The sequence below is a fragment of the Telluria sp. ZT3P26 genome, assembly GCF_059686035.1.
In genome coordinates this window covers 1-24,516 of the sequence record NZ_JCASII010000011.1, presented here as the reverse complement: position 1 = coordinate 24,516, position 24,516 = coordinate 1, and the positions used below count along the sequence as shown (strand labels likewise).

The window sequence follows — 24,516 nt, the reverse complement described above, 5'->3', positions numbered from 1 at the left end:
TGCGGTCATCGTGTTTTCAGGGGCGCTCTATCACATTCTGAACTCGAGAGAACGCCGTAACTACGTTTCGAACGGCTGAGTGTCTCAAAATCGATGTCAAGTTTGCGTGCTACAAAGCCTGGCCGAATTCGGCCGTCTGGCGAACAGCTGGTATCGGCCTTGGATTCAACCGGTCGGCGCAGCATAGCAGGTTGCCTGGCTTGAAAAAGCACTGACTGTCACGACAGGCAGCTACCGACCCTAAGCGGACCTTGACTGCACTGTTTAGCGAAAGCTAGTCCTATACTGTTGCGCCCACGCCTAAAGTAGTCTCTCGCCTCGTTTGTAAGTGTTCGTCTTCTAGCTCCGGCGTCACAACTTCAGCGACCATCACTTTGTTGCGCCCACCTTTCTTTGCCGCGTACAAAGCGCGGTCAGCAGCAGATATTAGATCCCGTTCGCCGTTGCCATGACCGGGCCACTGTGCCACGCCGAACGATGCTGAAATGCCCGAAATTGTTTGTCCCGCGTGCTGAATCACCATACCGCTAAGAGAAGAGCGGATCCCCTCCGCGCACTTCCGCCCCTCCTCTGCACTGCAGTCCGGCAGCATTAGCACCAGTTCTTCTCCGCCATAGCGGCACACTACGTCGCTTGCGCGCACCCGTTGCTGGATCGCTTGACTTGCCGCCTTCAGTACCAGATCGCCGCCTTCATGGCCGTAGGTGTCATTGACGCGCTTGAAATGGTCCAGATCAATCATTACTACTGAACAGGCACTCTGGCTACGTTGCGCGCGTGCCAGCTCCCGCTTGAGCGACTCGTCGAAGAAGCGGCGGTTGTACAGGCCAGTGAGCGGATCGACTGTTGACTGGTGGCGCAGAGTGTCCCGCAGCGAGACATTGCTGATCGCCAAGCTAAGCTGCTCTGCCAGCGTGCTAATGTGCATGCTATCGCCCGAATTTTCTTTGTTCTGATCGCCTAAGATCATTAGAACACCTACTACGTCGCCTTGAGAGATCATGGGGACGCACGTCTGGCTTGAATACTTGCCTATCCAAGGGGCACCGTGATCGCAGAAAAGGTCGTGATGCGCTGTGGCTACATGCATTTTCCCCAGCCGCAAGCACCAACAGTCACCGGGCGCCATGCTGGGAGGCGCTTTATCATTCAGGTTCCATGATGCGTTCAGTTCCAGCGCGTCGCGCGAATTGCGGTAGAGATACACCGCGCCACCCGTGTCTGGCAGTAGTTTGCGAAGGAATACTGGAAGCATGCGGGCTAGTTCGGACGGTACCTTAACGCTGTCCAGCGCGTGCAACATATCGGCCGTTACCGTCAAACGCTCTGCTCGCACGGTCGATTGCTGCGCCAGTAGGGCATTGCTCTCGGCCAGTAACTGCGACTGGTGAGCCACTTCCGCCTGCTTGTTCAAGCTCCTTGTCACGATGAGCACCGTCGCGACGATCACGACAAAGCTGGCAATGGCAGCGCCGATACCAAGCGCAGAGTTGTAACCCAGCGTAGTAGATAGTTCCTCACGGAGCACCTTGCGATTCTCGGCCAGTCCATGAAGTTGGCGGCCAAATAGAATGCGCAGCTCGTCCATTAAGAGCTTGCCCCGTTTGCTGGCTACTGCATCGATAGCCGCTTGGCTTGCGCCTGTCCTCTTAAGCTGAATGGTGCGGTCCATCTCGAGAACTTTGGCTCGACTTAAATTGGTGAGGCGTGTCACCAGGGTGCGCTCTTGGTCTGAACTGGCGAGCCGCTGCAAATCCTCGAGTGCAGCGGGAATGCCCGCGACGCCGACGTTGTATGGCTCCAAGAAGCTCTCATCGCTGCCTATCAGGAAGCCGCGTTGACCAGTCTCGGCATCCTTTAGCAAGCTCAATGCGAGATTGTATGCGCGCTCCTTTTTCGCTCCCTCCTGAAGCGCATGCAAAGTAGTGTTCGCCTGATAGCTGCTGATACATGGCAGTGTGGCAAGGCAGGCAACAATGATGACAATCAGGGCACCGAATAGTTTCAGGCTGGGATCGAGTCGGGGGGGCATGCCATAGGGAAATAATTAATCGTAAGCAATCATAACCCGGCAATGCGCTGGCGATAGTTGCAAAAGCTGCCTGTTTCCGCGTCTGTTGGGACGATGGGGCCAAATGTCCGGTTTTGGCCGAACCCGGCCGTTCAGCTGAGCATATCAGGTCACCAAGGTGCAAAAGTCGCGGACTGTCACGAAGGGCAGGAACCGACCCGTTGCAGACACTTGCAAATTAACTGAACGTCCAAGGGAAATTCAGACCAAAACGGTGCCTATCAGGATAAACGCTGAAACCACGGCCACGAACAGTAGGCACATGGCGATCTGCCCGTCTCGCTGGCCGGCTCGCCACAGCTGCCAGAAATACCTGAAATACCCGAATTTATCTCGCCTCGTTCGGCCACTACCTACGTGATGAAAGTAAAGCTGGGTATTGATGACGCTGCACACTACCAGTAGCGCTGTGAATAATGGCCGATAGGAGGCAAGCCATTCCATTAAATTCATGATGATATTCCTGTCCGTAGAGTCATTAAGCATTGCCATCTGATTGCTGCCGCCTGTTGCAGGCGACACGTCCGCTTTTGGCCGAAACCGTTCTTAAATTAGCTGCACCACTGCTTCTCACATGGGATGCCATCATGGTTCCCGTCTAACTTCACGTTAGGGCAGTGCTCAAGAAAATACTTTGCTTCGTCGCAGGATTTCATCTGACTGCAGTAGACACGGCCGTCACATATGAATGTGCGTTGGCTAGAAGACCTGATATCGATGTCGGAGGCATCTTCAACCTCAGCTTCCGCATCGAACGAATGTTCCGAGGTAGCCTTAATCTGACTCACACTGTGGCCGTATTTTTCGTATCCTTTCCAACCCAAAGTTACAACAATCACTAAAAAAATTATCTTTTTTATCATCAAAGGTTTGGCTTGGGTGAATGGGTAATGGATGAACACGGCAAAGCATAGCGTAAATGCTTCGAAGAAAGCTCACACATTCTCATGCCTTCAAGCATCTGCTTCTCGCTAGTCTCGGCCGTTTGCGAAGGACCGCTACTGGCCGAACCCGGCCGTTCAGGCCAGCATAGCAGGTTGCCAGGTTGAAAATCCAACGGCGTTCGCGACAGGCCGGAATCGACGACCCTAAACAGTCATTCCAAAGCAGCATTCAGGACAGCTAAAACCTTGGCTCCTGGATACGAATGGCGCTCCGGATAAGCATGTCGGTGGTAGCTCCAGTAACTTGTGATTCGGCGTCCAAGTGTCGCCAGATATGAAGAATTCTCCAATGCGAAAGCCCGCAGCGTGGCAGGATTGTGCTCGCCAATGGCGTTAGCGACGTCCTCTATAATCTCGACAACGTATTCGCCAGCAAGCTGAAGAACATACGGCGTGAGCCAGGGCGCTTCGTTTTTAACCAATTCCCGAAGACATTCTTGACGTAAATAGCCGTCGTAATGGCGCGTCCCCAAGCACAGGAGTATTAGCCTAGCTGCAGCCTGCAACTCCCTTAGTTGCCGACGTAATAGGTCAGGATCGTAGTAGACCCGATAAGGTATGCGAAGCGCTTCGCCCTCCACGTTGACCATGAACGCATGTCTGGGCGGATGCCACTCGCCGATAGTCACGGAGGCAACAGCGTCACGCACGGCAGAGCGCAGCCTTGACGGGAATGCCGTAGCTTCATCACATCTGGCTTCACAACGGACGAGAAACATCAGAATCCTTCATCAATACTGCTGGCTAAAATCATCTCACTGCAGTGCTTCCAAAGGGCCGCTTTTGGCCGAAAGTTGCGTATTCAACAACTGCTGTCGGTTGAGCTAGCACGGAGAAATATACCTGTGTACCGTTGAAATTAGATTCTGAAGTCTGCCAGTTGCTTGCCGCCAGCGATGCCTTCTGCGATCCATTTCGGCTGGCGCCCACGGCCCGACCAAGTTTGACCTTTTTCAGCTGGATTGTGGTACTGCGGCTCTACCTTTTGCCCTTTCCCGTTCGACGACTTTTTCGAATTTACTGCGAGCAATTCCTCGACTGTCACGCCTACGTCCTGTGCAATCGAGAGAATTTGCTGACGTGCTTTTGCTAAGTCGCCTTGTTGACGGTTCTTGATTTCTTGGCCGATGCCATGCTGGAGTTCCTTCAGTTCGCTAAGGCTGTAGCTTGACAGGTCGATCTTAGTCATTTTGTTTCCTTTTCAGTAAGTTATAACGTTCTGGTGCCGATTCTACTACGTGCTCATTAATTCACATGTCTTACGAAGCACCGTCAGCGGTCTTCTAAAGGGCCTGAACAAAGCATGCGGAATGATTTGAGTTATCTGCCCTACTACCTTGAGCAAACGATCAGGTTGACAGAATACCCCCCCGACATCGGCCGGTGGCAGTAGGTCTAAGCCTCAGTTTGCTCGGAAATTTCAAGTGCGTCATCAACTTCGATGCCAAGGTATCGAACTGTGCTTTCGAGCTTGGTATGCCCTAGCAGAAGCTGAACCGCACGAAGGTTCTTGGTCCTTCGATAGATGAGTGTCGCTTTCGTTCGACGCATGGTGTGGGTGCCGTATGCTGCGACATCAAGCCCTATTGAAGTAATCCACCGTCTGACAATGCGAGCGTACTGGCGCGTGGACAAATGCGGCGACCGCTTGACTCTGCTTGGAAAGAGGAACGCGTTGTTAGAAAGCTTGGCTCGGTCAATCCATGCCAACAGCGACTGCCTTGTCATGTCAGTGACTTCAAACTGTACTGGACGGTGCGTTTTACGCTGCATGACTATCGCACGATGCATGATGCTACGTCCCTGTGCGATGTCGCTAACTTTCAAGCTCAGCAGGTCACAGCCGCGCAATTTGCTGTCGATTGCCAAGTTGAATAGGGCAAGATCCCTGACTTGTTCAGTCAACTGTAGGCGAATTCGGATGGCCCATATCTCTTTCAATTTCAATGGACTTTTCTGGCCAACCAGTTTCCCCTTATTCCAGGCAGCTTGAGAAGCCGACGTCTGCATGCACGGTTTCATGAGGTCCTCCTTAGGAATCGGACCTTATTTTGGCGTACTCTTGCTGTAGTTACGGACGGAGTCGGATGGCGTCACCCAACCCATTGCGGACCTTCAAGTACGGTTTAAATGAAAATCGTTCAACAACCGTCACCCCTCCTGGGGTGACGCTGGAAGCCAGTAGCTTTGATTGATAGCAAAGTGAACCGATTTTCCTGGGTTGACGGGTCTCGGGTAATTTGGACCCTCATCAGGAGTGCACGGGCAAGGCGTTGACTTTCTGCCGGGAAGACCGATAATCGTTCTCATGAAAATCCCACCGCTCACCCTGAAGATCGGGGACTACCCACAACTGGCTCTGCTTGCCTGGAGCCGGCGGCCGGACGATGTCATCACGGCAGAAGAGGCTTTCGGGCTCTACGAGAGCAACTGGCGTTTCGTCGACCACAAACAGCTGGATGACCAGGAGCGCGAGCTGATCGATGGCCTGACGGAGACCTGTGGCCATGGGCTGATGAATGTTTAAGCGCGACCACCATAATCGCATTCAGCTCCTGCTGGCCGCCCTCGACGCCGACTTCCTCTCCCAGAACAAGTGCTTCTTCGGCGGCGGTACCGCGATCGTGCTTGCTTTGAACGAATACCGGGAATCAGTCGACATCGACTTTCTCTGCGCTTCTCAAGAAGGCTATCGCGAGCTGCGCAATACAATCCATGACACGTCCTTAGGCGCTATCTTCTCCCGGCCGGTGCAGTTAGCGCGCGAGGTACGCGCGGACCGGTACGGCATACGCACATTTCTGCGCATCGACGACGTGCCAGTGAAGTTCGAGATTGTCAGCGAGGGACGTATCCAGATTGAAGGTGAGATGAACACGGCGACAGGTGTGCCGACCCTCTCTCGCGCCGATATGTACGCTGAAAAGCTACTGGCCAACACCGATCGGTACCGCGACAAGGCAGTGGCTAGCCGAGACATCATCGATCTGGCCATGATGATCGGTCATTGGGGTGCAGTACCGGAGGCAGCCTGGGATAAGGTACGCCAGGCTTACGGTTCGTCATCAGATCGTGCCTTCCACGGCGCAATCGAGATGGTGAGCGATCGCGCTTACTTGGCGCAGTGCTTAGTTAAGATGCACATGGCGCTCGAGCTCGTGGAGCAGATCCCGGCAGTCCTGCGGGGAGAGGCGTCATTCACGTCGTCATAGCCGCCATCGGCAAGCGCGACGGAGGTAATCGCCGCGGCCACGCGTGGCGTGCGTGCCGTGTATGGCAGTGCTCTTGTGACATCGGTAGCGCCTGAGAACCCGGACGAAAATTGCGACGCACCCGCTTCCGTTCCCCTAGGCAATTATCCGGCTAGCCGCGGCTCGCGTGTCTTACCTGTCTTAACGCCACCAACAGAGGCAGGCCCGTGGCTGGCTGCTCCCAACCCTCAGCGGACTGTGGAGCGGAGCATTCCCGCTAATGTGAAGGTAGCTGAGTGCTGACGGTCAAGTATCGTTTGTTTCAACTATATATCGGTTTTTCGACTTGGTTAGCAAGAGGAGAATTAGACGACGCAGCTCTACGTTTGCGTGCTTCCACAACTAACTTCTTGGTATGGTCACGGCGTCGTCGGACTGCTTCTTCAAGCTCTGCCGAAGTCATATACTGCGGAGGTCTGTTATCGAAAATTATCATCGTATTGAATCGAATGGCTTGGTTTATTTTCTTGACTGAGGCGTCTTGTAGTCAAAATCCTCCTGACTTTCAGCCCGTACTGTTCGGATCGTGCCTAAGATATCTACAACTGAGAAGGGCTTGGTAATGAACGCATCAACATATGGAGATAGGTGCTCAAGGCGTCCAAGTCCGCTTATTACGATAGTCTTGATGTTTGGCTGTATTGCTTTTACTTCCCAAGCGAATCGCCTGCCATCTGGATCGTCCCTAGTTGGACAGAAAATTATTGTTCCAAACCATACACCTAACAGCATACTCAAAGCGATGTCATGGGAATTAGTAACGATAGTACGGTATTCGAAAAACTCGAAAACGTCGCTAATTGTTTGACGGATTAGATCATCGATTTCGACGATAAGAATAGAATGTGCCACCGTAGATCATTGTAAAAATAAGACTACATTTTAGCTTATATTTACTTATCTATGATTGCCGTCAATACAAATAACCTTGCAATTCGTCTTAAAATAGTTTCAGAATAACAACTTGGCTAACGGATTGAGCCTGGGAATGCATTCGTTTTTGCTGCTTTGACATTCACTATAGTTTAGAAGATTGCAATTAAGAAAATTTCTCTAAACGTTATCGACCTGGATTGACTGTCTGCTCATCGCAACGCAACACGAAGGATCGTAGACCTTCCTGTGTTCATTTCCCTAGAAGAGAATGCCCTCAATGCCCATCACTTCGCGCTTGGGTACACGGCGTTTCGAAATTACTGTGAAAGCGGCGCATCCAATGTTCGCGACGAATGGTTTTTGTAGCCTTCATCGATAAAAGCTATGTCTAAGCCATCTTGGAAGATGAGGGAGAATTCCTCATCAGTCGCAGCGAAGATGTCACATACCGCGTTAGCGGCACCATCAAAAATCTGAATATTCTTCACGCATGGTTCCTTCCTCCGTCTGCTCTTGGCCAACCCGGTGGTTCGAACCAGCATAGCAGGTTGTTCGATTGAGAAGCCAGCGGTGGCCGCGACAGTCTGGAATCGACCCAAAGCAATGGGATGGACTCCTCCTCCCTTGAGGGCACGTTAGTGCCAAACTGGAGTTTCCACAAAACCGGTTTGGAAAGAAGGAGTCCACCATGAAGCTTATCCGCGTTGGAGTCGATTTGGCAAAGAATGTCTTTCAACTGCACGGCGTAGACCGCTCGGAAAAGACGGTCTCGCGGCGCAAGCTGGTCCGTGGTGATTGGATCAAGGAACTGCTCGAAAGGATTGAGCCGGGTTGCGAGATCGGGATGGAAGCATGTAGCGGCGCACATCATTGGGCGAGGATGCTGCAAGCACAGGGACATACGGTGAAGTTAATCGCTCCGCAGTTCGTTAAACCCTACGTCAAGAGCAACAAGAACGACGCAAACGATGCAGAAGCGATCTGTGAGGCGATGAGTCGGCCGAGCATGCGTTTGGTGGCCATCAAAACCGTCGAGCAGCAAGATATCCAGGCCGTACACCGGGTGCGCTCAGGCTTGATGGATCAGCGCAAGGCCAAGGCAAACCAGCTGCGCGGCTTAGCGTCTGAATATGGGTTGGTGGCGCCGAAAGAACTGCTTCACCTGAGGTCAGCGATCCCGCGCTGGCTTGAGGATCAGGAAAATGGTTTGACCGAGCATTTTCGCCGGCTTTTGCATGGTCTGTGGCGAGATCTGAAGGCACTCGATGAACGAGTTGAAGAACTCGACCGGGAGATTGGACAGATTGCTCGGCAAGACCCGGTCGCTATACGCCTGCAGCAAGTACGTGGTATCGGGCCGCTGACCGCAACGGCTCTGCTGGCTACAGTAGGTGACGCCAGCCAATTTGCTAGCGGGCGCGAGATGGCTGCTTCGTTCGGGCTCACGCCCAAACAAAACAGCTCAGGAGGAAAACAGCGATTGCTCGGCATTAGCAAGCGCGGCGACGCTTACCTGCGCAGTTTACTCGTGCATGGAGCCCGAGCGGTCATACGAACCGCACAGGCGAAAACGGATCGATTGAGCACATGGGTAATCCGCATTGCCACGACACGGCACCCGAATATCGCCGCAGTGGTGTTAGCGAGTAAGACCGCGCGCATCGCCTGGGCAATGCTGACCAAAGGGACCGATTACCGATCTCAAGCCGCGTAAGCATAGCTTTAGAACTACTGAAGTAGTATCCGAACCACGATTGCATGACAAGCCGCATGATGGCCAACAGGTCGAACCGGCGCTGATGAAACCCGATAATGTCTGAGGCCTTCGAGCCCGTCAAAGCGATAGGGAGTCAGCGCGCGAATAGCCCATCAGGGTCCAGCGCCTGAAGCAGGTGCAGCAGTACGAGACCGGATATACGTGAGCAGTCGTACCTCACGGCCTGAAAACGGATTGCTTGCAAACGAGGAGGAGTCCATATACAGACAATGGTAATGAAGACCGCTTCAAACCCTCTATTGTCTTGGGCACGACGTTTTTGCTACTTGGTTCGCTCCAGTGCCTTGCTTTGTGGCGACAGGCTAAGACAACTTATGAATTGAGAGATAACAAACCAGACCAGCGTGGCACATCACACCTTTACAGTGCTGCGTAAGGAAGTATTTGGGATTTTCGATAACGCTCCGCAGCGCGCGGACGAGCAAGAAAGCCTCGGAAACCGCCGGGCATCTAGCTCTGATTTACCTCGTGCAGCCTGCTGCCTAGCGGATCGATGGACACGGTGTCCATCACCATTGTCTTATAAGTCACTGATAATTAAACGAATTTTTATTTCCTGCGGGCAAAGCGAAACCGTTTTTGGCCGAAGAATCGACTTTCGGAAGCTTGCCAATCACCGACGCAACTGTAAGCTACTCACATCTTGTTTAGCGCGGCGAAGCTGGATGGGTAGCCTCCCGCCCCTCCCCCGCCCAAGTAGCGCACAAACCGGCTCAGCGCTTCTGCGCTCCCACCCTCAATCGGTACCAGCGTCTGTGCTTAGAAGTGTAGGCTGTTGCGCTTTCCGCATTCATCGGCACTCGTGCGAAGGTTCCTGTAACCGCTGTTGATGATCAATGGCTTGGCGACGCCGTTAGTACGCAGCCACCCATAGGCGCCTCGGGAAATGTCGAGCATCACTAGGTCGAACCGGACAGCTTGTTCTGCCTGCACATCACGCAGAATGCGGCAGATCTCGATATATCCCTCCGGAATGATCCTGCCATCTGCCGCGCACCTGCTCGTCAAGAGGCTGACCTTTTGCGGCAGGCCGAGAGAGCCATAGTTCACGCGGTAGGAGCCAGAAGTCGGGCGTCTAGCCGAACGCAGACGCTGTGATGCATGCGGCGGCGCCAACGAGCTTTTGAAGGAAACGACGGGGCGCAGGCAATAAGATGTCGGACTCGTCCGCTACGGCAAAAAATTTTAGCCGTTCCGCATTTCTTCAATACTTCGCAGCAGCATCCTTCTCGGCCAGCTTGCGGTTCGTACCCTTGCCCGTGGCAATGTTGAGCTGGAAACGCAGCACTGCACTTCGAAGGTGCTAGCGCTGGGCCTTCCCTGGCTCACGATCGAATACGTTGGTACTCGAATCTGTGTGTTTGAACGTGCTTCTGGAACGGAGTCTTTGCATCCTTGCGGAGATGCGCTTCGCCGCGCTCAAGCAGGGAAAGCATTTGGTGAACGATGGCCCTTTTCCTACAGGAGCCTGTAACTTAACGAGCACGCCACGTGCCCCCGGATATAGATCAATACCACGTCGATCGGAAAGCGCATCTCGTTAAAGTTGATCATTCCGATTTGTCTTGGATTCGGCACTATAGTTATTAGACCAGCCTCGATTTGCTTGCTAATTTAACAGAGTGACTTTTTTTAATGTTTGCACTGGCTTGTCGGCGTTGCAACTATCTGCAGCTTGCTAGCAATAGGAAGCGTTATAGTGTCAATCCGCTGTTGACTTGCGCGATGAGAATCGCGGATTAATATAGGTCTTGCAGTTGAACTTTCTTAAACCTATGGAGCAAAAAATGGATTTTCTTTACGCAATTTTGGATTTAACTTTTGCGCAACTGTTCGTAGCGGGAGCAATCATTCTTTTAATGTTTAGTGGCCCTACAGTCATCACTAAAGAAGAAGACAACAATAGCGATTACGAAAATGCGAGCTGGAACCCTGCCAGCGTTAACTATAACGAATAATTTTTAGATGCCGTAGCACTGGGTAGGTAAGTCCGTTAAAAGCTGGCTTGCAGAGCCTACCCATACTGCACGACCCTCTCTGAACGTACCAATGTAGGTTTGGGAGCGACTAAAAATTTATACTTAAATCAAGGACCACCGACTTGAATTCGTGGCTTCTCGATCACATGCACTGGAGGCAAAATTGACCCTAGCTACACGAATAAAACGCATTGGACGTTTATCCATCGCGCCGATTAAAGGATTTTTTAAGGCTCCGTGGAAGTCGCTAGTCGATCCCACGCCACGCTTTGATCCCAAGCAAACTAACCTTTGGGCTCATCTGAAGGAAGTGGCCCGCAAAGACACTATTCTTTTCTTTGAACCCTTTATCTCTGCAATCAGAGAGTTCAGGGAGGAGCTTGCAAAGCCGTACAATCCAAAACCTAAGAAAGGTGGCAATGAAACCGACTAGTTATACCTGATTTATTGAAATCTCAGGCAGCCATAAAATCAGGCAATAACAATGCGAGGTCATACCTGCACCATCTCAGGTATGGCCTGCTTGAAATTTTCGCGTGCTACCTTTTACCTGATTCTTTAGATTTTCGAAAAGTGCGCGAACCTTATTCAATTGCTTCAGACACGGCAGGCTGAGTAGCGATTCTAGCTCCTAAAGCTTGCCTCTTTACCTCTTGCTGAATCAATAATTCCCGCGTGAAACTCCTAGCGAGATCTAAGCCCGAAGATAGTTCATATCTGTAAATTTTAGCTTAGTTGTAAAATTCTGATGACAATTCCAAGAGAAGCGACCCTGCGGATCTGTCAATATTTTTTCGAATTAAGACGTTTAGTTTTCCTGAAAATTTAATTTCCATGAGTTTTTTTCTAAGCACTCAATGGCTGTCGAAAATACTGCTTTTCGTGTTCGATCAGCGACAGGTTATTGCTACAGATGTGCTGGCACTCTGGATTGTCGAACGTTCCGATATAATCAAAAATACCCTGCTTGTTTCTCTACCACGCAATACGTTTTTCTTGGAAGTCGTTCGCGCTTGAACAGTTGGAAGATCTCTTGGCAATGTTAGCATTGCGGAAATCTCCACGCCAGAAAATGCTCTGCTAAAGGTATTGCACTCCTTTGAAAATTGCGCCGATTATAACTTTTTGAACGGACCATTCCAACTAGCATAGAAAATTGGTCGGCAAACGACATGGCATCGGCGCCGTCGATTGCGAACTGGCCCTTGCGGATCATGTGGATCAGTTCGATGCCAACGAGCACAAATCCGGCGGTGCGAAATGACTTGAAATTGAGCATCGGCCTAGTTACCCGCTTGACGGCGCGATGGTCGTTTTCGACAATGTTTTGATGTATTTAACTTGGCGCATAAGGATCAGCACGTCGCGGACCGCGTTGATTGCATCCATAGCAGCCTTGTTGACACCGCTCTTGTCCATCGCGACTTTGTTTGGATCGCCGTTCGCTCCCGTAGCCTTGTCGAAGAAGTGCATCTCCACTGCCATGTCACGCTTCGCCGTCAACAGGAAGTCGACGGTCTCGCCATGTTTGTCGACGGCGCGGTAGAGGTATTTCCGTACGCCCTTGACCCCGATGTAGGTCTTATCCATCCGCCAGCTGCCGCCGACCGGCCGCTTGTATTTTCGGACCATTTTCTCGATGAGCGGCAGGAAACGAATCGCTCACCGGTTGATCGACAGATGGTCGACCGACACGCCGCGCTCTTGTATGATCTCTTCGAGGTGCCGGTAGCTAAGCGAATAGGACGCATACCAGCGGATGCAGACTAGGATCACATCGATCGGAGAGCGTGTCCCCTTGAAGTTGAGCATGTCGAGTCATCCTGGATTGGGCAACGTAGTTTACCCGACCGGCTCGCTAGGATTCGCTAATGCGACGGAACCCGGCGCATGCTCCTAAACTTGCAAGCTAAAGTTGATCGCCTGGAGGACATCGCCCGCCCATATGAGATGCCTAGCAGTGCCCCAGCTGCCACCTGCTCGATGCGGATCATCTCCGATGAGGAACAGTTACTTTTTGATGCGTTGATTTCAGCTGATCATTCACTGCACAAGCTAATGCACAGCCCACTTGCGGAGGTGGCAGAGGACAACATGGGGCCGTTTCTGCGCACTTTCACGGTGCTGCGTAAGGAAGTATTTGGATTCTTCGATAACGCTCCCCAGCGCGCGGACGCGCAAGAAACCCTCGGGAATTAACGGGCATCTAGCTCAGATTGACCCCGCGCAGCCTCCCGCCTAGCCGATCAATGGACACGGTGTCCATCACCATGGTCTTGTAAGTCACTGATAATTAAACGAATGTCGATTTGCTGCGGCTAAAGCGATGCCGTATTTCGCCGATGAATGGACTTTCGGAAGCTTGCCAATCGCCGACGCAACTGTAAGCTACTCACATATTTAACTCGGAGCATCACTTCATGAACAACCTAGAACAGCTAGAAGCGACTTTCGACGCGAAGATCAGCCCCGGCGTCCTTAAGGAAGCCATGAAGGAGGCTGGCGCGTCCAAAGGTGATCTCTGGAAACTCCCCTTCGATCAATTGTGCATCATTGATGGTTTAAATCTTCGCGGGTTCTGTCGCGTTGTTAATCAACAGCGAATTTCCCCCGACCCGACCTGCACCGCTCAAACTGAACGGACTATTCCTGCCAGTGTAGAAAATTGATCGGCGAACGACATGGCCTCGGCGCCGTCGATTGCGAACTGGCCCTTGCGGATCATGTGCATCAGCTCGATGCCGGCGAGCACAGAGCCGGCGGCGTGGAACGATTTGAAGTTGAGCATCGGCTTGGTCAACCGCTTGATGGCGCGATGGTCCTGCTCGACAATGTTGTTGAGGTATTTAACTTGGGGCACGAGGATCGGCACGTCGCGGCCGGCGTTGATCGCATCCATGGCCGCCTTGTTGGCGCCGCTCTTGTCCGTCGCGACTTTGTCTGGATCTCCGTTCGCTCCCATGGCCTTGTCGAAGAAGCGCTTCGCCGCAGTCATGTCCCGCTTCGCCGTCAGCAGGAGGCGACGATCTTGCCCTGCTTATCGACGGCGCGGTAGAGATATTTCCAGACACCCTTGACCTTGATGTAGGTCTCATCCATGCGCCAGCTGCGCCCGGATCGGGCGCTTGTGTTTTCGGGCCATCTTCTCGATGAGCGGCAGAAAACGAATCGCCCACCGGTTGATCGACGAATGGTCGACCGACACGCCGCGCTCTTCCATGATCTCCTCGAGGTGCCGGTAGCTCAACGGGTAGGCTGCATACCAGCGGATGCAGACCAGGATCACATCGATCGGAAAGCGCATTCCTTTGAAGTTGAGCATGTTGATTCATCCTGGATTCGGCACCGCAGTTACTCGACCGGTCCGCCAGCGTTCCCTAATGCGACAGAACCGCGCGCAATGCTCAAGCGGATCGAGGGTGACGAGTTTGGATGGTGCGCCGAAACAGGCGAGATGATCGGCGTTGGCGGCTACTCATCTGTCCAACGACGACACTCTGCGTCGAAGCGCAAGAGCGCCGTGAGAACAAGACGACTCGCTATAGGAGCTGATATGTACAAGTTCACTTACGAGGCAGTGTGACCAGGCAATCCGCACTATAATCCCACACTACTTCTCGATACCCTCATGCAACTGCTGGGTGCCCGTAACGATCGGCAGCTCGCGACGAGGCTTGATGTCAATCCTTCGCAAATTTGCAAGGTGCGGAAGCGTCGGCTTTCCGTAGCGCCGGCCTTGCTTATCAGTATGCACGAGGAAACTGGCCTGACCCTGCGCCAGTTGCGAGCTCTGATGGGTGACTATCGCGAGCATACCGGCGCCAGTGCCAAGCACCCTGCCGTGCCGCAGCTTCAATATCTCAATGGTGTCCGCGCGCTTCAAGCGCTACAGTCACAAACAAACGGGACTAGTAGCCTTGCAGAATGAAGGCCCTAATTAGCCCGGCAAACGAATGCTGGCCAACGCGCAAATCAGACTCGAGGATGCGCGGAGCGCCACGATCGACCGGCTAGCATCTCGTACCGAGTGACTGTAGCTGAATCAAACAAGAAGAAAAATGCCTGGTCAACACCAGGCATTTTTTCTGAGGCCTTAACGAGCAGTAGCGAAATGATTGGCAGCCGCTTCGAGAGCCGCGATGTTATGCACTCCCGGCACCAGCCAATCCGTGCAATGCCGGCTGCTATGATGCTCCCACAGTGCTTGCGTCACACTCGGCTCGACAAATGCGCTCGCCGTCATTAGTTCCGCGGTAAGACGAATGCAATCATTCATCCGATCCTGCGGAACGCTTTTCAGCTTTTCCGCAGGAATCAATGGGATGGCAGCTGCGATCGCATCCTTAGTACGGTCTGGAGCGTCAGGACCATTATCTCGACCGAAAGTTCCGTAATAAGCACCGGTTACGCTCTTTCGGGAGTGGCCGAGCAATTCGCTCACCTGGACTCGTTTGACGTCTAAAGCCTCTCTGGGCATCTGTCCGCCCGACCCGCCCAGCGTAGGCGGAATCATGTCGGCAATAAGGGCAGCGTTCTCAGCATACTGTGCGCGCAGCCCATGACCGGTGCAATTGCTTGCCTGCTTCGTTATTCCGATTTTGGCCAGCATCTTATTCCATTTCGACAGCGAATATTTCAGACTGGCTTTACTACCATCGCATTGCGTGAGCCAACCCATTCGTTCATGCGGCTTTAGCAAAGCCTTAACATGGTCGAGCACTTTTCGCTGTTCGTTAGTATCGATATAAATATCACGTGGGCGACCACCCTTAGTTTTATAAGCCGCAAACTTGTTCACGCGATCTACCTTCCATGGAACGCATTGAATGACTTCCATACGGCGCAGACCAAATGCGACTACCATCCTAAGCATCACCCCGAATCGCCAATCTATGGCATCGGCCTCGCGCACCTTCTCGGCTACGTCAATTCCATTGGCAGTCCAGCTTTTGCTTTTCTCCGCGATGGTCTTCACACGCAATTCCTCCCGAGGGACATCAGGCAGGTAATGCGCTGCATCCTTCACCATTTCGCCTTTTCCGATCCAGCGGCAGAAGATGCGCAGCTGAGACAGGTTCCCTTGGATCGTCTTTGGCTTGTATTCGTTCCCGTGCCAAAAATCGCACAGCGCCTGAATGTGCTTCTCTCCCAGGTTTTCCGGGTTTTGGAGGCGAAACCCAAGTTTGACCAGGCGTGCGAAACTCGAATGCAATGAATCACGCGCAGCTTCGCTTGTCCGATCGCTGGCGACCGAGCCATTTACGCGCGTGCGAGCATGCTTCGCCAGAATAGCGTCCAGTTGTCTTTTGAGCGAGTCCATTGATATCTCCAGTCTAAGAAAAAGATGCGTTTAGGAAGCCGCATCCCATTGCACATTTCGCTACGCCCAAGGGGATACGGCCTCTTAATAAAATACTAACCATTACTCATTGCCGGGGAGAGGGACCCAAACGTAAGAACCTTGATTTCGCCTTGTCTCCCCTCTTGGCAAAGAGACAATTCGCCGGCACCTTTCGGTTACCGATCGCCTGACTTGCTGCTGCCAGGCCCTGAACTCTCACGTGGTTTCTCACGTAGCGCTTCCCGCCCGTAGGCAGGTCTGTGGTGGCGCTCGAACCCGATGGTCTTACTCACACCCGTAGGTGTCGCGGAGGCTGCATTAGCACCGGCCACAGGGCCAGCGATTCATGCGTCGGGGAGCATTCCCGATATCCGCCTTTCTTCGTCTCTTGGTATTGATGCGGTCCAGACCCGGACCATGGGCGCAGCTGCTGTCGAGCTGCTGTTGCTAAGACACCGACAACCCTTGAAACGTGCCTCCCAGGTGGGTGGCAGTTCCAATCTGTGGGAAATCTGTGTTCCTAAATGTCTCGAAACGCTGATGTAGCCTAGCTTTCGTCGACACTCTGTGTTCCACCGTATTTCCTGCACTGTGCCAAAAAAAGTGGCAAGATAGCCACGGGCGTACAAGGATATGGAGGATTGCTTTATTAGTGCCAGGCCAAACTTCCCTGGTCAGGAGGTGTACCGCTAAGGCGGCGTACTAATTGGTGCTTTTCGATTCGACAGAACGGAAAAGGGGAGGTTTACAACAATGCCGCATAGCGACGAAAGGAATTCTATAGGCAGCGGCGACGAAAGTGCAAGCTAATCCTTGCGAAAAACATGGCGCTTTCATTAGCTGGGGGATACGGTTGACTGTGTAATGTAGCGGTGTCCCGCGAATGTATCATGGGTTCATCACCGCTATATCATCTGCATATCGTCCATATATCAGGAGTATATCATCATGGATCAAAGCCGCTTTACGCCCTTTTCCTGTACGGGCCACCTCAACCTTAATGGCGAGGTTGAGAAATGACAACAAGCTTACTTGCTGGGGTGTCTCCACCGCCCAAATCGAAAGCGGCGCAGCTCGCTGATCTATTGCCGGCCATCGAGGCGGCGCTTGCAGCTGGCCATCCACACACTGCTATTTTCGATCATCTCGAAAATAAGCTAGGACTCGCTCTGACCTATCGATATTACCAGATCACACTTCATCGTCTAAGAAAGCGACGCGACGAGTCCAGTTCTAAGAAAGGTAGCAACGGTACTTCACCGGTGCCGGTCAGAGCGCCTCGATCGACGCCAAGGCCGATTGTTAGCGAGGAGCCGAATACGGGTTTTTCATACGACCTCAAAGCACCAGTAGACGATTTTTTTTCATAAAGGACTTTTGGAATGAACACTATTCACCTTGTAATGATGGGCAAAGGCGGCGTTGGAAAATCGCTTGTTGCGGTAATCTTGGCACAGTATTTCCAAGACGAAGGCCGCGAAATAAAATGTGTTGATCTTGATCCGACAAACGCGACTTTCAATGCATACCCTGCGCTGAATGCAGAGCATGTCAACATCGCGGACAAAGACCTCAATATTGATCCGGCAAAGTTTGACGTTCTTATAGAGAAATTTTTGACCGAAGAAAATGACTGGGTTATCGACACCGGCGCAGCGACCTTCCTCCCCCTGATGAGTTACTTAATTCAGAACGAGGTGCTTCCCTTCCTCGAAGAAAATGGTCGAAAAGTTATTGTGCACACGCCGCTGGTCGGTGGGCCCGCGATGGATGAAACTGTACGAGGGCTTCGTTTCATTCTGGAAATGGGCACGGCGCCGGTCGTGGTCTGGGAAAATGAATTCTTCGGGCCTGTTTCGAAGAACGGAAAAACTTTCGCACAAACGTCCGGATACGAGCAATTTAAGTCGCGCGTGTTGGGGTTCGTGAAGCTGGAAAAAGGTGATCCGAAGCAATCCGAGAAAGACATGCTTGCCATGAACTCGCGCCGCCTTACCTGGAATGAAGCACTGGCTGATCCTAGTTTCATGATTATGCAGCGCCAGCGATTGACCCTAATGCGCCGTGATATTAAAAAAGAACTCGATAAGGTCGAGATGTAATTATGGCTTGCCCAGAAAACAGGAAAGCGCTTGCTGTCGAGCTTTTTATAGTTACAGGGGACGCTGTTCCGGAAAACGATCCGATCGTTACCGGTGCTCTTTTCTTCTCTTATAAGTTGGGGGAATCTGGGCGCCTGGCAGAAGCAGCCATCCGTGAGGCTGCATCGCTTGCCGTGACGGAAATCCGGGAAGCTGGCCGGCAGGCCGCGAAAGATATCCGCGAGGCCGGCCGCCAGATCGTCTTGGATAATGGCGAGGCAACGACCGCATCCGAGAAGGTCATGCGTTCAACTGCCGGTGCCCTCGAAAAAATGTCGGCAGATCGATCCCAGCTGCTGAAGGCCGTTGAGGCGCAAATCGTGAAGGGCATGAAGCAGGTCAATAAAGGTGCGGCCGTCTCCCAGGACGTCAGCCATATCCCAGTCCGGTATGCTATTTTCAGCGCCCTCGCTGCAGCGGTTGTCCTTACCGCGGCCGTGACGGTCGGCATAGAGAGGGGATCTGCTCAGGCTGAGGAAGCAGCGATCGGGCGTGCCTTTTCGCGCATCGTGCCCGAGCTGGATCCAAAGGTACGGGAGCACATCATGGTTCATCTGGAGAAAAAGGCCAAGTGATCGCTGGTGGCGCGACCTGGACTTGCATCGCTGACTCCATTGCTACTCTTGGCTTACATCACTACAGGAGCACAGCATGTTCAACCCGAAGTCCAACAACGCCGACATCCACCAGCACGACTGGGCCCAGCGAGATCGCGCCACCATGCTCCGTTCCCTACACGCTGGCCGTGCGCTGCAGGCGCCGGTCACCGCCTCGAGCGGCTGGAGCGCCGACGCCGCTATGCAAGACCCGCGTTCGGTTCACGCATACCTTGCTGGCAAAGGCGATCTCCGGGCTACCTGGTGGAACCTGTACAGCGCGGTCTACATGGCTGCAGTGCTAAGCGCTACGCTCGAGCACGCAATGATTTCGTTCCATCGCCTTCACCACGCGCTGACCCTGTTCAGGCTCGGCTTTGTGCAGTCGGTAGCCAAAGCAGCTGCCGATATCGAAGAAGAAGGCGTGCTTGTAGCGGCCTTTAACTCTGTCCGGCGTGAGATGAAACGCTAAAGCGCATATTGGAATGCAAAAGGGAAGACACACTATCTTCCCTTTTTTTCGTCCTAAAATTTGCCTACCGCGGCATGATGCCCCGCTCAATCCAGAAGTTGATAATGTGCTGGATCTTCGCAGCGTAAGCATCACGTTTGCTCGGGGTCTTGCTGTGATAGGTTCCAATCCCCTGCCAGTTATTACCCCGCTCATTGATCCTGTTTCGTAAGTGCCACGCCCCCAAGAATACAGACTTGCATCCATCGCGCATGTCTCCAGTGCTAACGCCGTACCGAGCAAGGTCTGGCGCGTGCACGCTGTCAATTCCCATCATGCCTTCGTCTACCGACCCGTCTATATTGCGCGAGTGCTTGGCGGCTGGATTGAAGTTGGATTCGACTGCAGCAATCGCGCGAAGAATCCATGGGTTGACATTGTGGAATCGGGCTGCGTCGTCGAAGCAGTCGGCCGCGGCAGGGATCGGGGCAAGAAACTCCAGCACCAGGGCGGCGCCGGCGGCGAACGTGGGATGTATGTTGCGGTTGGAGACCATTGCTTCTTCGGGCGGGAGCTTAATGCGTTATTTCTTGAACTTGGCCTCGATGACGTCGGCCGTGACATAGCCAGGCGTCTTGCTGTTGTCCGGGAAGAGCACGGCCGGTGTGCCAGTAATGCGCAGCTTCTCTTGCAGCGCGGTGTTTCGCTCGAATGGGGTTTCGCAACGCCCTGCCGGCGCTGCCGGTAGCGGGGCCTTACCGGTCATGAAACCAGTCCAGGCAGCAGACTGGTCCTTCGCGCACCAGATCGCGGTGGCCTTAACCACCAAATCGGGCCCAGGATCGGGATCAGGAAAGTGTAGATCGTCACGTTGTCCAGCTTTTCCACCTCGGTCATCTGCTTGCGGCAGAAGCCGCAGTTGGGATCTTCGAACGTGGCGATTACACGCGACCCATCACCCTTGACCATCTTGATGGCGTCTTTGAAAGGCAGGTCCTTAAAAACGAACTTGCTGAATTCCTGCAAGCGCTTTTCGGTTAGGTTGACTTCTGTGGCAGTGTCCACGATTGGACCGAAGCTCACGAACGAAGCTGTTTTGTCGGTGCAATGCCTCGGGGCGTAAGCACTTCGTATAATCCTGCGTAAGCAGAAGGCATGACCTTCTCGACCATCTTGGGTCCAAGAATTGGTTCCAGCTTAGCAGCGAGCTGCTGGGTTAGCGTACCAGGCGCTGCGTGCGCGGGGAAGACCGTAGCTACGCTGCCGATCAACATGGCCACTGCCGACACGCTATAAAAAAGGGGCATACGCATACTCGGAATCCTCAATAAGAAAACGCCTGCGCGTTTCGGCGCAGGCCTTAGTACAGCTGGATTAACGTACTTCGACGAGGATGTTCACGGAAGTACCGTTCGCATCACTGTTGCTGACGAATTTTTGTGCGCCACCGCCGATGCTGAATTCCGCAATCGTTCCGAGCGTTACCGTCACCGCGGAACCCGCGTCCGTGAACACGGCGACGCCAGGTTTTTCGTTGACTGTGTTACCGCTGCCACCACCACGCGCGGAGACTGCCAAAGCGGTTGTAACAGCTGCTGCAATGGCAGCTCATCGGGTTGCTGTTGAAATGATGGTACAGCTCATCAGGACACTCCAATCGGAAGGATATGTTGCACTGTCCCAATATCGAAGGTTTCTCAGTTCATGAAAGCGGCTCAGAATCGATAGGATTTCCGGCTCAATTGTCGGCTTGCATGTATCAGTAGCTGCCATATCATGGTTATAAGTTTCATCAAAGAAACGTACTCAACTTCTCACTAAAGGCAAGACCATGATGAAATTCAAAACTTCCGTTACCGCTGTCGCTATAGCTCTGACCCTCGTTGCGTGCGGTGGCGGCGGTGGAAGCGACGCTCCTGTGACTCCTCCGGTTGCGGTGATCCCTCCTGTGTGGACGCCTGCGCCAGCGCCGGTTCCGACGGTTACGCCTCCGGACATTCAAACCAGTGTCCCGGCTTTTTCCTATGCAGTTGCAAGCGAGAAGTACGTTTTCGTCACCGCGCTCAACAAATTCCGTTCTGACATCGGCCTAGGCTTGTTGGCGCAAAACACGTTACTGGATACCGCAGCGGCGAAGCACTTGGACTACGTTCTTAAGAATGACATTCTTAACGGCGGCACTGTCAACATGCGTACCAATGACGCAGCAACTGGTCGGTCAATGTTCCACATCGAGCAGGGAGACAAACTGCTGTTCACTGGTATTCAGGAACTCGATCGTGCAAAGTTCGCTGGTTATGCCGGCTCCTATGTTGGCGAGGAACTTGCCTTCGCCGGCGGTAAGGGAGCCCAAGTAGCTTTTGATGGACTCGCTTCGACCGTGTATCACCGCGCAGGACTCATGATGCAAAGCGTCAATGATATCGGCGTCGCTGTTGGTAAAGACCGTTCGCAAACGGTAGTGATGGAAATGGGCACCACTAAGGCGCAGAGGCAAGCGGGCGATTTCGTCGGCTTGTACCCTGCAGCAAACCAAACTGCCGTCGGACTGCATGCGGGCGTCGAAACTCCGAACCCATTCCCAGAGCTGTCGACGGCCACTGCCGACTTTTCGACCAAAACAGGTTATCCAGTTAGCGTCCTTGGCAAAGAAGGGGCGACTGTTGAAGTCGTCACCTTCACGCTCACGGAGGCTGGCGCGGCCGGGCCAATGGATGCTCGTATCGTGACCAAGGACAACGATCCTAACCGCTATCTGTCGTCAAACATCGCGTTTTTGATCGCTAAATCGCCGCTGAAAGCAGGCACGGTTTATACCGCCAAATTCTCAGGCCGCGTCAACAACGTGGTAGTGCACAAAGAGTGGAAATTCACGACTCGTTCATGAGTGAATCTTTGCACGACGCGCAAATAGTCAGGTAGAGCAGCAGCAACAAAAGAAAACGCCCGGAGTTATCCGGGCGTTTTTCATTACGAAGGTGTACCTTGCGCCAGTGGCGACGATAGTCGGCCCCATGCTTTTTGGTCTTCCACTCGCCTTCCCCCAGCATCTTGATGCCCGGCTGTCGATCAGGAGGTGCAATCCCGTTGTCGTCGGCTGCACTCCGACCGTCACCGAAAGATACTTCTGGCGCCGGCTAACGGTACTGAAGTCGAGTACCCGCCGGTCCAGGCCAGCAAGCTTGAACAGGCTTTGCGCCATGCCCATCGCCTGGCGCAGGGCCAAGTTGAACAAGCCCTTGATTGTCAAGCAGAACTAGGATCGCCGCCTCACTATACTTCGGGCGCCGGCCCCGCTTGCCACTGGCACTGCCGCGCCAGCACATGCCCTTGTCCAACCAGATAAGCAGGGAGCCGCGCGCCTTCAGCGCCGTGTTGCAGTCTTTCCATAAGCAGCGCGACGAGCGCTGCTCCGCCAACGATGTTCTTGAAATACTTCGTGATAGCGCAGAAGTATTCCGTTCCGTCGGCGGCAAATGCCAGTTGCGGCGACATCAAGACCGCGCCGAGTGCGGCTCCACGCACGACGGATTTCACCTATGACAGCTGGCCGCTTCGTCCTCTATGACGTCGCCAGCTTTGGGGTAAAGGTCGTCGATTGTGCTGATGAAGTCATCGGCTTCATGGTCCTGAATGTAGATGTCTTCCTGACCTTCGGTCGAGATCGTCACTGCGCTCACGTCACGGTCGAGGTAAGCGGCAACGTATTTCATGCGCTGGGCAGCATCTTTGATAACCGTGGACAGGTCAGTGCTGCAGCTCGTCGGGCTGGTGCCGCCTGATGGATTGAAGATGCTGGCGAAAGTGCTGGTTAGACCAGGTGCCTGCGCAAACAGGGGTGCGAATGTGCTGCTCATGAATTGCTTTCAGGGTGATGGTTTGCGGGTTGGAGGGCCGGGAGCAGGATGCTCAGCTCAGTTGATTCTCCAGTTGGACATGTCGAAGTAGTCGGAGATTTTTTCTTCGCATAACTGTGCGTGATGCTCACCTAACATGGTGGACAGGAGATGCATCACGCGCTTAAGTTCCTTGCGGAGATTACGGCCTACAATTCGGCGCACGCCGTGAGGGTCGAAGCCGAGCAGATCGCAAACCCATTCAATACTGACGAGGCTTCCGTCCGGATTGAGGCTGTAGAACCAGATCAGCGCGTCAAGACGATACAGGTCCGTTTGGCTTGTTTTATGACTTGCCAACGAGCTCTGCCCGAACAGGTCAGGCTCGACGTCTTCGGACTTCCCCTCGATGTCCCACATCATTCGCAGGAACATGCGCTTGGCAAGGATGGTTTCGGGCGTGTCGCTCGATTCGATGGCTTCCAGATCGACTGAGATTGGCTCATCTGGATCGACAAGCAGTTCCACGGCGCCCTGTGGTGCTTGCGCAGGTGCTGATGGGCGGGCTTGGTCTGGCTGGCCGGGCCACGTTTGACAGGCTCGACAGCTTTCAGTGGTGTGCTTGGGTCGTCGTTGAGAGGCGCTGGACGGACGGTGTCGCTTTGGCTAGCTTTGGCGGTTTGACGGGGATTTCATCGACGTCGCCGAAAATGTTCAGCCGCAGGATCACAGCCGGCATTTGCGAGGCGACTGGATTTGTTGGGTACATAGAACCTCCAGTAGATGCCGCAGGGCGGCAATAGAAAGAGGTGTCCTGTGAGGGATCTGCGCTTCGTCAGGGCAGATACGTGAGATGGGAAAAGACGACATGCGCGTAGCGCACCGGCACATACAATGGGACCATTATTACTTGAGGGAATTTTATGGCAACTGACTTGAACAGCATTCCAGATGACATGGGCTTTGTTGAGCAAATCGGGCGAAGGCCGAGCTAACGCTATTTGTAGCTAGTTTTACAACACTGGAACCGTAACCGGCCTGCCCAGTCGAGTAAAGCGGTTGAGCACAGCGGCTCGCCCTTGCAGTTCGGCGACTTGACGGTCGAAGTCACGTGCCATGACGCGTTCACCCAGCAGCTTGAAGCAACGCATCTTGGTTTCTACAAGGCTGCGTCGATGATATCCACTCCACTTTTTCCAGATCGCTCGGCCCAGCCTGCGCGTTGCCTGCAGGATATCGTTACGCGCATCCGC

At 53.4% G+C, this 24,516-nt stretch carries 27 protein-coding genes and 4 pseudogenes; 12 read left to right on the top strand and 19 right to left on the bottom strand.

The window, feature by feature from the left end:
• Nucleotides 1–280: 280 nt before the first annotated feature.
• From AC56LN_RS22530 to AC56LN_RS22510, 5 genes are all read right to left on the bottom strand, one after another.
• Nucleotides 281–2,032, bottom strand: a complete 1,752-nt coding sequence (locus tag AC56LN_RS22530) for a diguanylate cyclase (protein ID WP_499574799.1) — start codon at nt 2,030–2,032, stop codon at nt 281–283.
• A gap of 590 nt (nt 2,033–2,622) precedes the next feature.
• A complete protein-coding gene (locus tag AC56LN_RS22525) occupies nt 2,623–2,727 on the bottom strand; it encodes an excalibur calcium-binding domain-containing protein (RefSeq protein WP_312183871.1) in 105 nt (34 codons plus the stop codon).
• Between the two features lie 440 nt (nt 2,728–3,167).
• A complete protein-coding gene (locus AC56LN_RS22520) occupies nt 3,168–3,734 on the bottom strand; it encodes a hypothetical protein (protein ID WP_499574798.1) in 567 nt (188 codons plus the stop codon).
• A gap of 140 nt (nt 3,735–3,874) precedes the next feature.
• Nucleotides 3,875–4,204 (bottom strand): H-NS histone family protein, encoded by a 330-nt coding sequence (locus AC56LN_RS22515; RefSeq protein WP_499561090.1) that lies wholly within the window; start codon nt 4,202–4,204, stop codon nt 3,875–3,877.
• A 206-nt stretch (nt 4,205–4,410) separates the two neighbouring features.
• Nucleotides 4,411–5,037, bottom strand: coding sequence for a tyrosine-type recombinase/integrase (locus AC56LN_RS22510; RefSeq protein ID WP_499561092.1), 627 nt, complete (start codon nt 5,035–5,037; stop codon nt 4,411–4,413).
• Nucleotides 5,038–5,323: 286 nt separating this feature from the next.
• On the opposite strand from AC56LN_RS22510, the gene AC56LN_RS22505 reads away from it, so the two are divergent.
• Together AC56LN_RS22505 and AC56LN_RS22500 are read left to right on the top strand one after the other, a co-directional pair.
• Nucleotides 5,324–5,542, top strand: coding sequence for a hypothetical protein (locus AC56LN_RS22505; protein WP_499574797.1), 219 nt, complete (start codon nt 5,324–5,326; stop codon nt 5,540–5,542).
• Nucleotides 5,535–6,227, top strand: a complete 693-nt coding sequence (locus tag AC56LN_RS22500; protein ID WP_499574796.1) for a nucleotidyl transferase AbiEii/AbiGii toxin family protein — start codon at nt 5,535–5,537, stop codon at nt 6,225–6,227. The genes AC56LN_RS22505 and AC56LN_RS22500 overlap by 8 nt, the downstream gene beginning before the upstream one ends.
• A gap of 1,232 nt (nt 6,228–7,459) precedes the next feature.
• On the opposite strand, the gene AC56LN_RS22495 is transcribed toward AC56LN_RS22500, so the two are convergent.
• Complete coding sequence (locus AC56LN_RS22495) at nt 7,460–7,630, bottom strand: DUF8220 family protein (RefSeq protein ID WP_499574795.1); 171 nt, start codon at nt 7,628–7,630, stop codon at nt 7,460–7,462.
• 200 nt (nt 7,631–7,830) lie between these two features.
• Between AC56LN_RS22495 and AC56LN_RS22490 the strand changes: the two genes are divergently transcribed.
• Entirely contained in the window at nt 7,831–8,856 is a 1,026-nt protein-coding gene (locus AC56LN_RS22490) for an IS110 family RNA-guided transposase (protein WP_499574794.1), read from the top strand.
• An 822-nt stretch (nt 8,857–9,678) separates the two neighbouring features.
• Here the strand turns inward: AC56LN_RS22490 and AC56LN_RS22485 are convergent.
• Nucleotides 9,679–9,969: a hypothetical protein gene (locus AC56LN_RS22485; protein WP_499574793.1), complete on the bottom strand. Its 291-nt coding sequence runs from the start codon at nt 9,967–9,969 to the stop codon at nt 9,679–9,681.
• 737 nt (nt 9,970–10,706) lie between these two features.
• On the opposite strand from AC56LN_RS22485, the gene AC56LN_RS22480 reads away from it, so the two are divergent.
• Nucleotides 10,707–10,877 (top strand): hypothetical protein, encoded by a 171-nt coding sequence (locus AC56LN_RS22480; RefSeq protein WP_499574792.1) that lies wholly within the window; start codon nt 10,707–10,709, stop codon nt 10,875–10,877.
• A 184-nt stretch (nt 10,878–11,061) separates the two neighbouring features.
• On the top strand, nt 11,062–11,331 hold the full coding sequence (locus AC56LN_RS22475) for a hypothetical protein (protein ID WP_499574791.1): 270 nt from the start codon (nt 11,062–11,064) through the stop codon (nt 11,329–11,331).
• Nucleotides 11,332–12,042: 711 nt separating this feature from the next.
• On the opposite strand, the pseudogene AC56LN_RS22470 reads toward AC56LN_RS22475, so the two are convergent.
• A pseudogene (locus AC56LN_RS22470) lies at nt 12,043–12,710 on the bottom strand (IS6 family transposase); the annotation flags it as partial.
• 78 nt (nt 12,711–12,788) lie between these two features.
• Here AC56LN_RS22470 and AC56LN_RS22465 point away from each other — a divergent pair.
• Both AC56LN_RS22465 and AC56LN_RS22460 read left to right on the top strand, forming a co-directional pair.
• Nucleotides 12,789–13,097 (top strand): hypothetical protein, encoded by a 309-nt coding sequence (locus AC56LN_RS22465; protein ID WP_499574790.1) that lies wholly within the window; start codon nt 12,789–12,791, stop codon nt 13,095–13,097.
• Nucleotides 13,098–13,318: 221 nt separating this feature from the next.
• Nucleotides 13,319–13,567 (top strand): hypothetical protein, encoded by a 249-nt coding sequence (locus AC56LN_RS22460; RefSeq protein ID WP_499574789.1) that lies wholly within the window; start codon nt 13,319–13,321, stop codon nt 13,565–13,567.
• Here the strand turns inward: AC56LN_RS22460 and AC56LN_RS22455 are convergent.
• A pseudogene (locus AC56LN_RS22455) lies at nt 13,528–14,220 on the bottom strand (IS6 family transposase). The gene AC56LN_RS22460 and the pseudogene AC56LN_RS22455 sit on opposite strands and share 40 nt — an antisense overlap.
• Before the next feature lie 306 nt (nt 14,221–14,526).
• Here AC56LN_RS22455 and AC56LN_RS22450 point away from each other — a divergent pair.
• Nucleotides 14,527–14,826 (top strand): hypothetical protein, encoded by a 300-nt coding sequence (locus AC56LN_RS22450; RefSeq protein ID WP_499574788.1) that lies wholly within the window; start codon nt 14,527–14,529, stop codon nt 14,824–14,826.
• Between the two features lie 165 nt (nt 14,827–14,991).
• Here the strand turns inward: AC56LN_RS22450 and AC56LN_RS22445 are convergent, their stop codons facing one another.
• On the bottom strand, nt 14,992–16,218 hold the full coding sequence (locus tag AC56LN_RS22445; RefSeq protein ID WP_499574787.1) for an integrase domain-containing protein: 1,227 nt from the start codon (nt 16,216–16,218) through the stop codon (nt 14,992–14,994).
• Nucleotides 16,219–17,621: 1,403 nt separating this feature from the next.
• Between AC56LN_RS22445 and AC56LN_RS22440 the strand changes: the two genes are divergently transcribed.
• The 3 genes from AC56LN_RS22440 to AC56LN_RS22430 all read left to right on the top strand — a co-directional run bounded on the left by AC56LN_RS22440 (nt 17,622) and on the right by AC56LN_RS22430 (nt 19,448).
• Nucleotides 17,622–18,341: a nucleotide-binding protein gene (locus tag AC56LN_RS22440; RefSeq protein WP_499574786.1), complete on the top strand. Its 720-nt coding sequence runs from the start codon at nt 17,622–17,624 to the stop codon at nt 18,339–18,341.
• Nucleotides 18,342–18,343: 2 nt separating this feature from the next.
• Nucleotides 18,344–18,955: a hypothetical protein gene (locus AC56LN_RS22435; RefSeq protein WP_499574785.1), complete on the top strand. Its 612-nt coding sequence runs from the start codon at nt 18,344–18,346 to the stop codon at nt 18,953–18,955.
• A 76-nt stretch (nt 18,956–19,031) separates the two neighbouring features.
• Complete coding sequence (locus AC56LN_RS22430; protein ID WP_499574784.1) at nt 19,032–19,448, top strand: hypothetical protein; 417 nt, start codon at nt 19,032–19,034, stop codon at nt 19,446–19,448.
• A 64-nt stretch (nt 19,449–19,512) separates the two neighbouring features.
• On the opposite strand, the gene AC56LN_RS22425 is transcribed toward AC56LN_RS22430, so the two are convergent.
• The 4 genes from AC56LN_RS22425 to AC56LN_RS22410 all read right to left on the bottom strand — a co-directional run bounded on the left by AC56LN_RS22425 (nt 19,513) and on the right by AC56LN_RS22410 (nt 21,005).
• Entirely contained in the window at nt 19,513–19,983 is a 471-nt protein-coding gene (locus tag AC56LN_RS22425; protein WP_499574783.1) for a lytic transglycosylase domain-containing protein, read from the bottom strand.
• A 27-nt stretch (nt 19,984–20,010) separates the two neighbouring features.
• Nucleotides 20,011–20,193 carry a thioredoxin fold domain-containing protein gene (locus AC56LN_RS22420; RefSeq protein WP_499574782.1) on the bottom strand — a complete coding sequence of 61 codons (183 nt, stop codon included), beginning with the start codon at nt 20,191–20,193 and terminating at the stop codon, nt 20,011–20,013.
• Nucleotides 20,190–20,492: a thioredoxin fold domain-containing protein gene (locus AC56LN_RS22415; protein ID WP_499574781.1), complete on the bottom strand. Its 303-nt coding sequence runs from the start codon at nt 20,490–20,492 to the stop codon at nt 20,190–20,192. Before AC56LN_RS22415 ends, AC56LN_RS22420 begins: the two co-directional genes overlap by 4 nt.
• A 309-nt stretch (nt 20,493–20,801) precedes the next feature.
• The gene (locus tag AC56LN_RS22410) at nt 20,802–21,005 is read right to left on the bottom strand and encodes a hypothetical protein (RefSeq protein ID WP_499574780.1); all 204 of its coding nucleotides are present in this window, start codon (nt 21,003–21,005) and stop codon (nt 20,802–20,804) included.
• 253 nt (nt 21,006–21,258) lie between these two features.
• Between AC56LN_RS22410 and AC56LN_RS22405 the strand changes: the two genes are divergently transcribed.
• Nucleotides 21,259–22,314, top strand: coding sequence for a CAP domain-containing protein (locus tag AC56LN_RS22405; protein WP_499574779.1), 1,056 nt, complete (start codon nt 21,259–21,261; stop codon nt 22,312–22,314).
• A gap of 88 nt (nt 22,315–22,402) precedes the next feature.
• Here AC56LN_RS22405 and AC56LN_RS22400 read toward each other — a convergent pair.
• From AC56LN_RS22400 to AC56LN_RS22380, 5 genes and pseudogenes are all read right to left on the bottom strand, one after another.
• Nucleotides 22,403–22,795 (bottom strand): annotated as a pseudogene (locus AC56LN_RS22400) (IS5 family transposase); the annotation flags it as partial.
• Entirely contained in the window at nt 22,701–22,964 is a 264-nt protein-coding gene (locus AC56LN_RS22395; protein ID WP_499574815.1) for a hypothetical protein, read from the bottom strand. The gene AC56LN_RS22395 and the pseudogene AC56LN_RS22400, both read right to left, overlap by 95 nt.
• Entirely contained in the window at nt 22,961–23,284 is a 324-nt protein-coding gene (locus AC56LN_RS22390; protein WP_499574778.1) for a hypothetical protein, read from the bottom strand. The genes AC56LN_RS22395 and AC56LN_RS22390 overlap by 4 nt, the downstream gene beginning before the upstream one ends.
• Before the next feature lie 57 nt (nt 23,285–23,341).
• Entirely contained in the window at nt 23,342–23,791 is a 450-nt protein-coding gene (locus AC56LN_RS22385; RefSeq protein WP_499574777.1) for a hypothetical protein, read from the bottom strand.
• 485 nt (nt 23,792–24,276) lie between these two features.
• Nucleotides 24,277–24,516 (bottom strand): annotated as a pseudogene (locus AC56LN_RS22380) (IS5/IS1182 family transposase); the annotation flags it as partial.

Excerpts from the sequence above, each read along its gene's own strand:
- AC56LN_RS22460 (WP_499574789.1), top strand. The coding sequence starts at position 13,319 with ATGAACAACCTAGAACAGCTAGAAGCGACTTTCGACGCGAAGATCAGC.
- AC56LN_RS22530 (WP_499574799.1), bottom strand. The coding sequence starts at position 2,032 with ATGCCCCCCCGACTCGATCCCAGCCTGAAACTATTCGGTGCCCTGATT.
- AC56LN_RS22505 (WP_499574797.1), top strand. The coding sequence starts at position 5,324 with ATGAAAATCCCACCGCTCACCCTGAAGATCGGGGACTACCCACAACTG.
- AC56LN_RS22525 (WP_312183871.1), bottom strand. The coding sequence starts at position 2,727 with ATGAAATCCTGCGACGAAGCAAAGTATTTTCTTGAGCACTGCCCTAAC.
- AC56LN_RS22465 (WP_499574790.1), top strand. The coding sequence starts at position 12,789 with ATGCTCCTAAACTTGCAAGCTAAAGTTGATCGCCTGGAGGACATCGCC.
- AC56LN_RS22490 (WP_499574794.1), top strand. The coding sequence starts at position 7,831 with ATGAAGCTTATCCGCGTTGGAGTCGATTTGGCAAAGAATGTCTTTCAA.
- AC56LN_RS22480 (WP_499574792.1), top strand. The coding sequence starts at position 10,707 with ATGGATTTTCTTTACGCAATTTTGGATTTAACTTTTGCGCAACTGTTC.
- AC56LN_RS22515 (WP_499561090.1), bottom strand. The coding sequence starts at position 4,204 with ATGACTAAGATCGACCTGTCAAGCTACAGCCTTAGCGAACTGAAGGAA.
- AC56LN_RS22405 (WP_499574779.1), top strand. The coding sequence starts at position 21,259 with ATGATGAAATTCAAAACTTCCGTTACCGCTGTCGCTATAGCTCTGACC.
- AC56LN_RS22440 (WP_499574786.1), top strand. The coding sequence starts at position 17,622 with ATGAACACTATTCACCTTGTAATGATGGGCAAAGGCGGCGTTGGAAAA.
- AC56LN_RS22435 (WP_499574785.1), top strand. The coding sequence starts at position 18,344 with ATGGCTTGCCCAGAAAACAGGAAAGCGCTTGCTGTCGAGCTTTTTATA.
- AC56LN_RS22430 (WP_499574784.1), top strand. The coding sequence starts at position 19,032 with ATGTTCAACCCGAAGTCCAACAACGCCGACATCCACCAGCACGACTGG.
- AC56LN_RS22510 (WP_499561092.1), bottom strand. The coding sequence starts at position 5,037 with ATGAAACCGTGCATGCAGACGTCGGCTTCTCAAGCTGCCTGGAATAAG.
- AC56LN_RS22445 (WP_499574787.1), bottom strand. The coding sequence starts at position 16,218 with ATGGACTCGCTCAAAAGACAACTGGACGCTATTCTGGCGAAGCATGCT.
- AC56LN_RS22500 (WP_499574796.1), top strand. The coding sequence starts at position 5,535 with ATGTTTAAGCGCGACCACCATAATCGCATTCAGCTCCTGCTGGCCGCC.
- AC56LN_RS22420 (WP_499574782.1), bottom strand. The coding sequence starts at position 20,193 with ATGACCGGTAAGGCCCCGCTACCGGCAGCGCCGGCAGGGCGTTGCGAA.
- AC56LN_RS22520 (WP_499574798.1), bottom strand. The coding sequence starts at position 3,734 with ATGTTTCTCGTCCGTTGTGAAGCCAGATGTGATGAAGCTACGGCATTC.
- AC56LN_RS22425 (WP_499574783.1), bottom strand. The coding sequence starts at position 19,983 with ATGGTCTCCAACCGCAACATACATCCCACGTTCGCCGCCGGCGCCGCC.
- AC56LN_RS22390 (WP_499574778.1), bottom strand. The coding sequence starts at position 23,284 with ATGAGCAGCACATTCGCACCCCTGTTTGCGCAGGCACCTGGTCTAACC.
- AC56LN_RS22450 (WP_499574788.1), top strand. The coding sequence starts at position 14,527 with ATGCAACTGCTGGGTGCCCGTAACGATCGGCAGCTCGCGACGAGGCTT.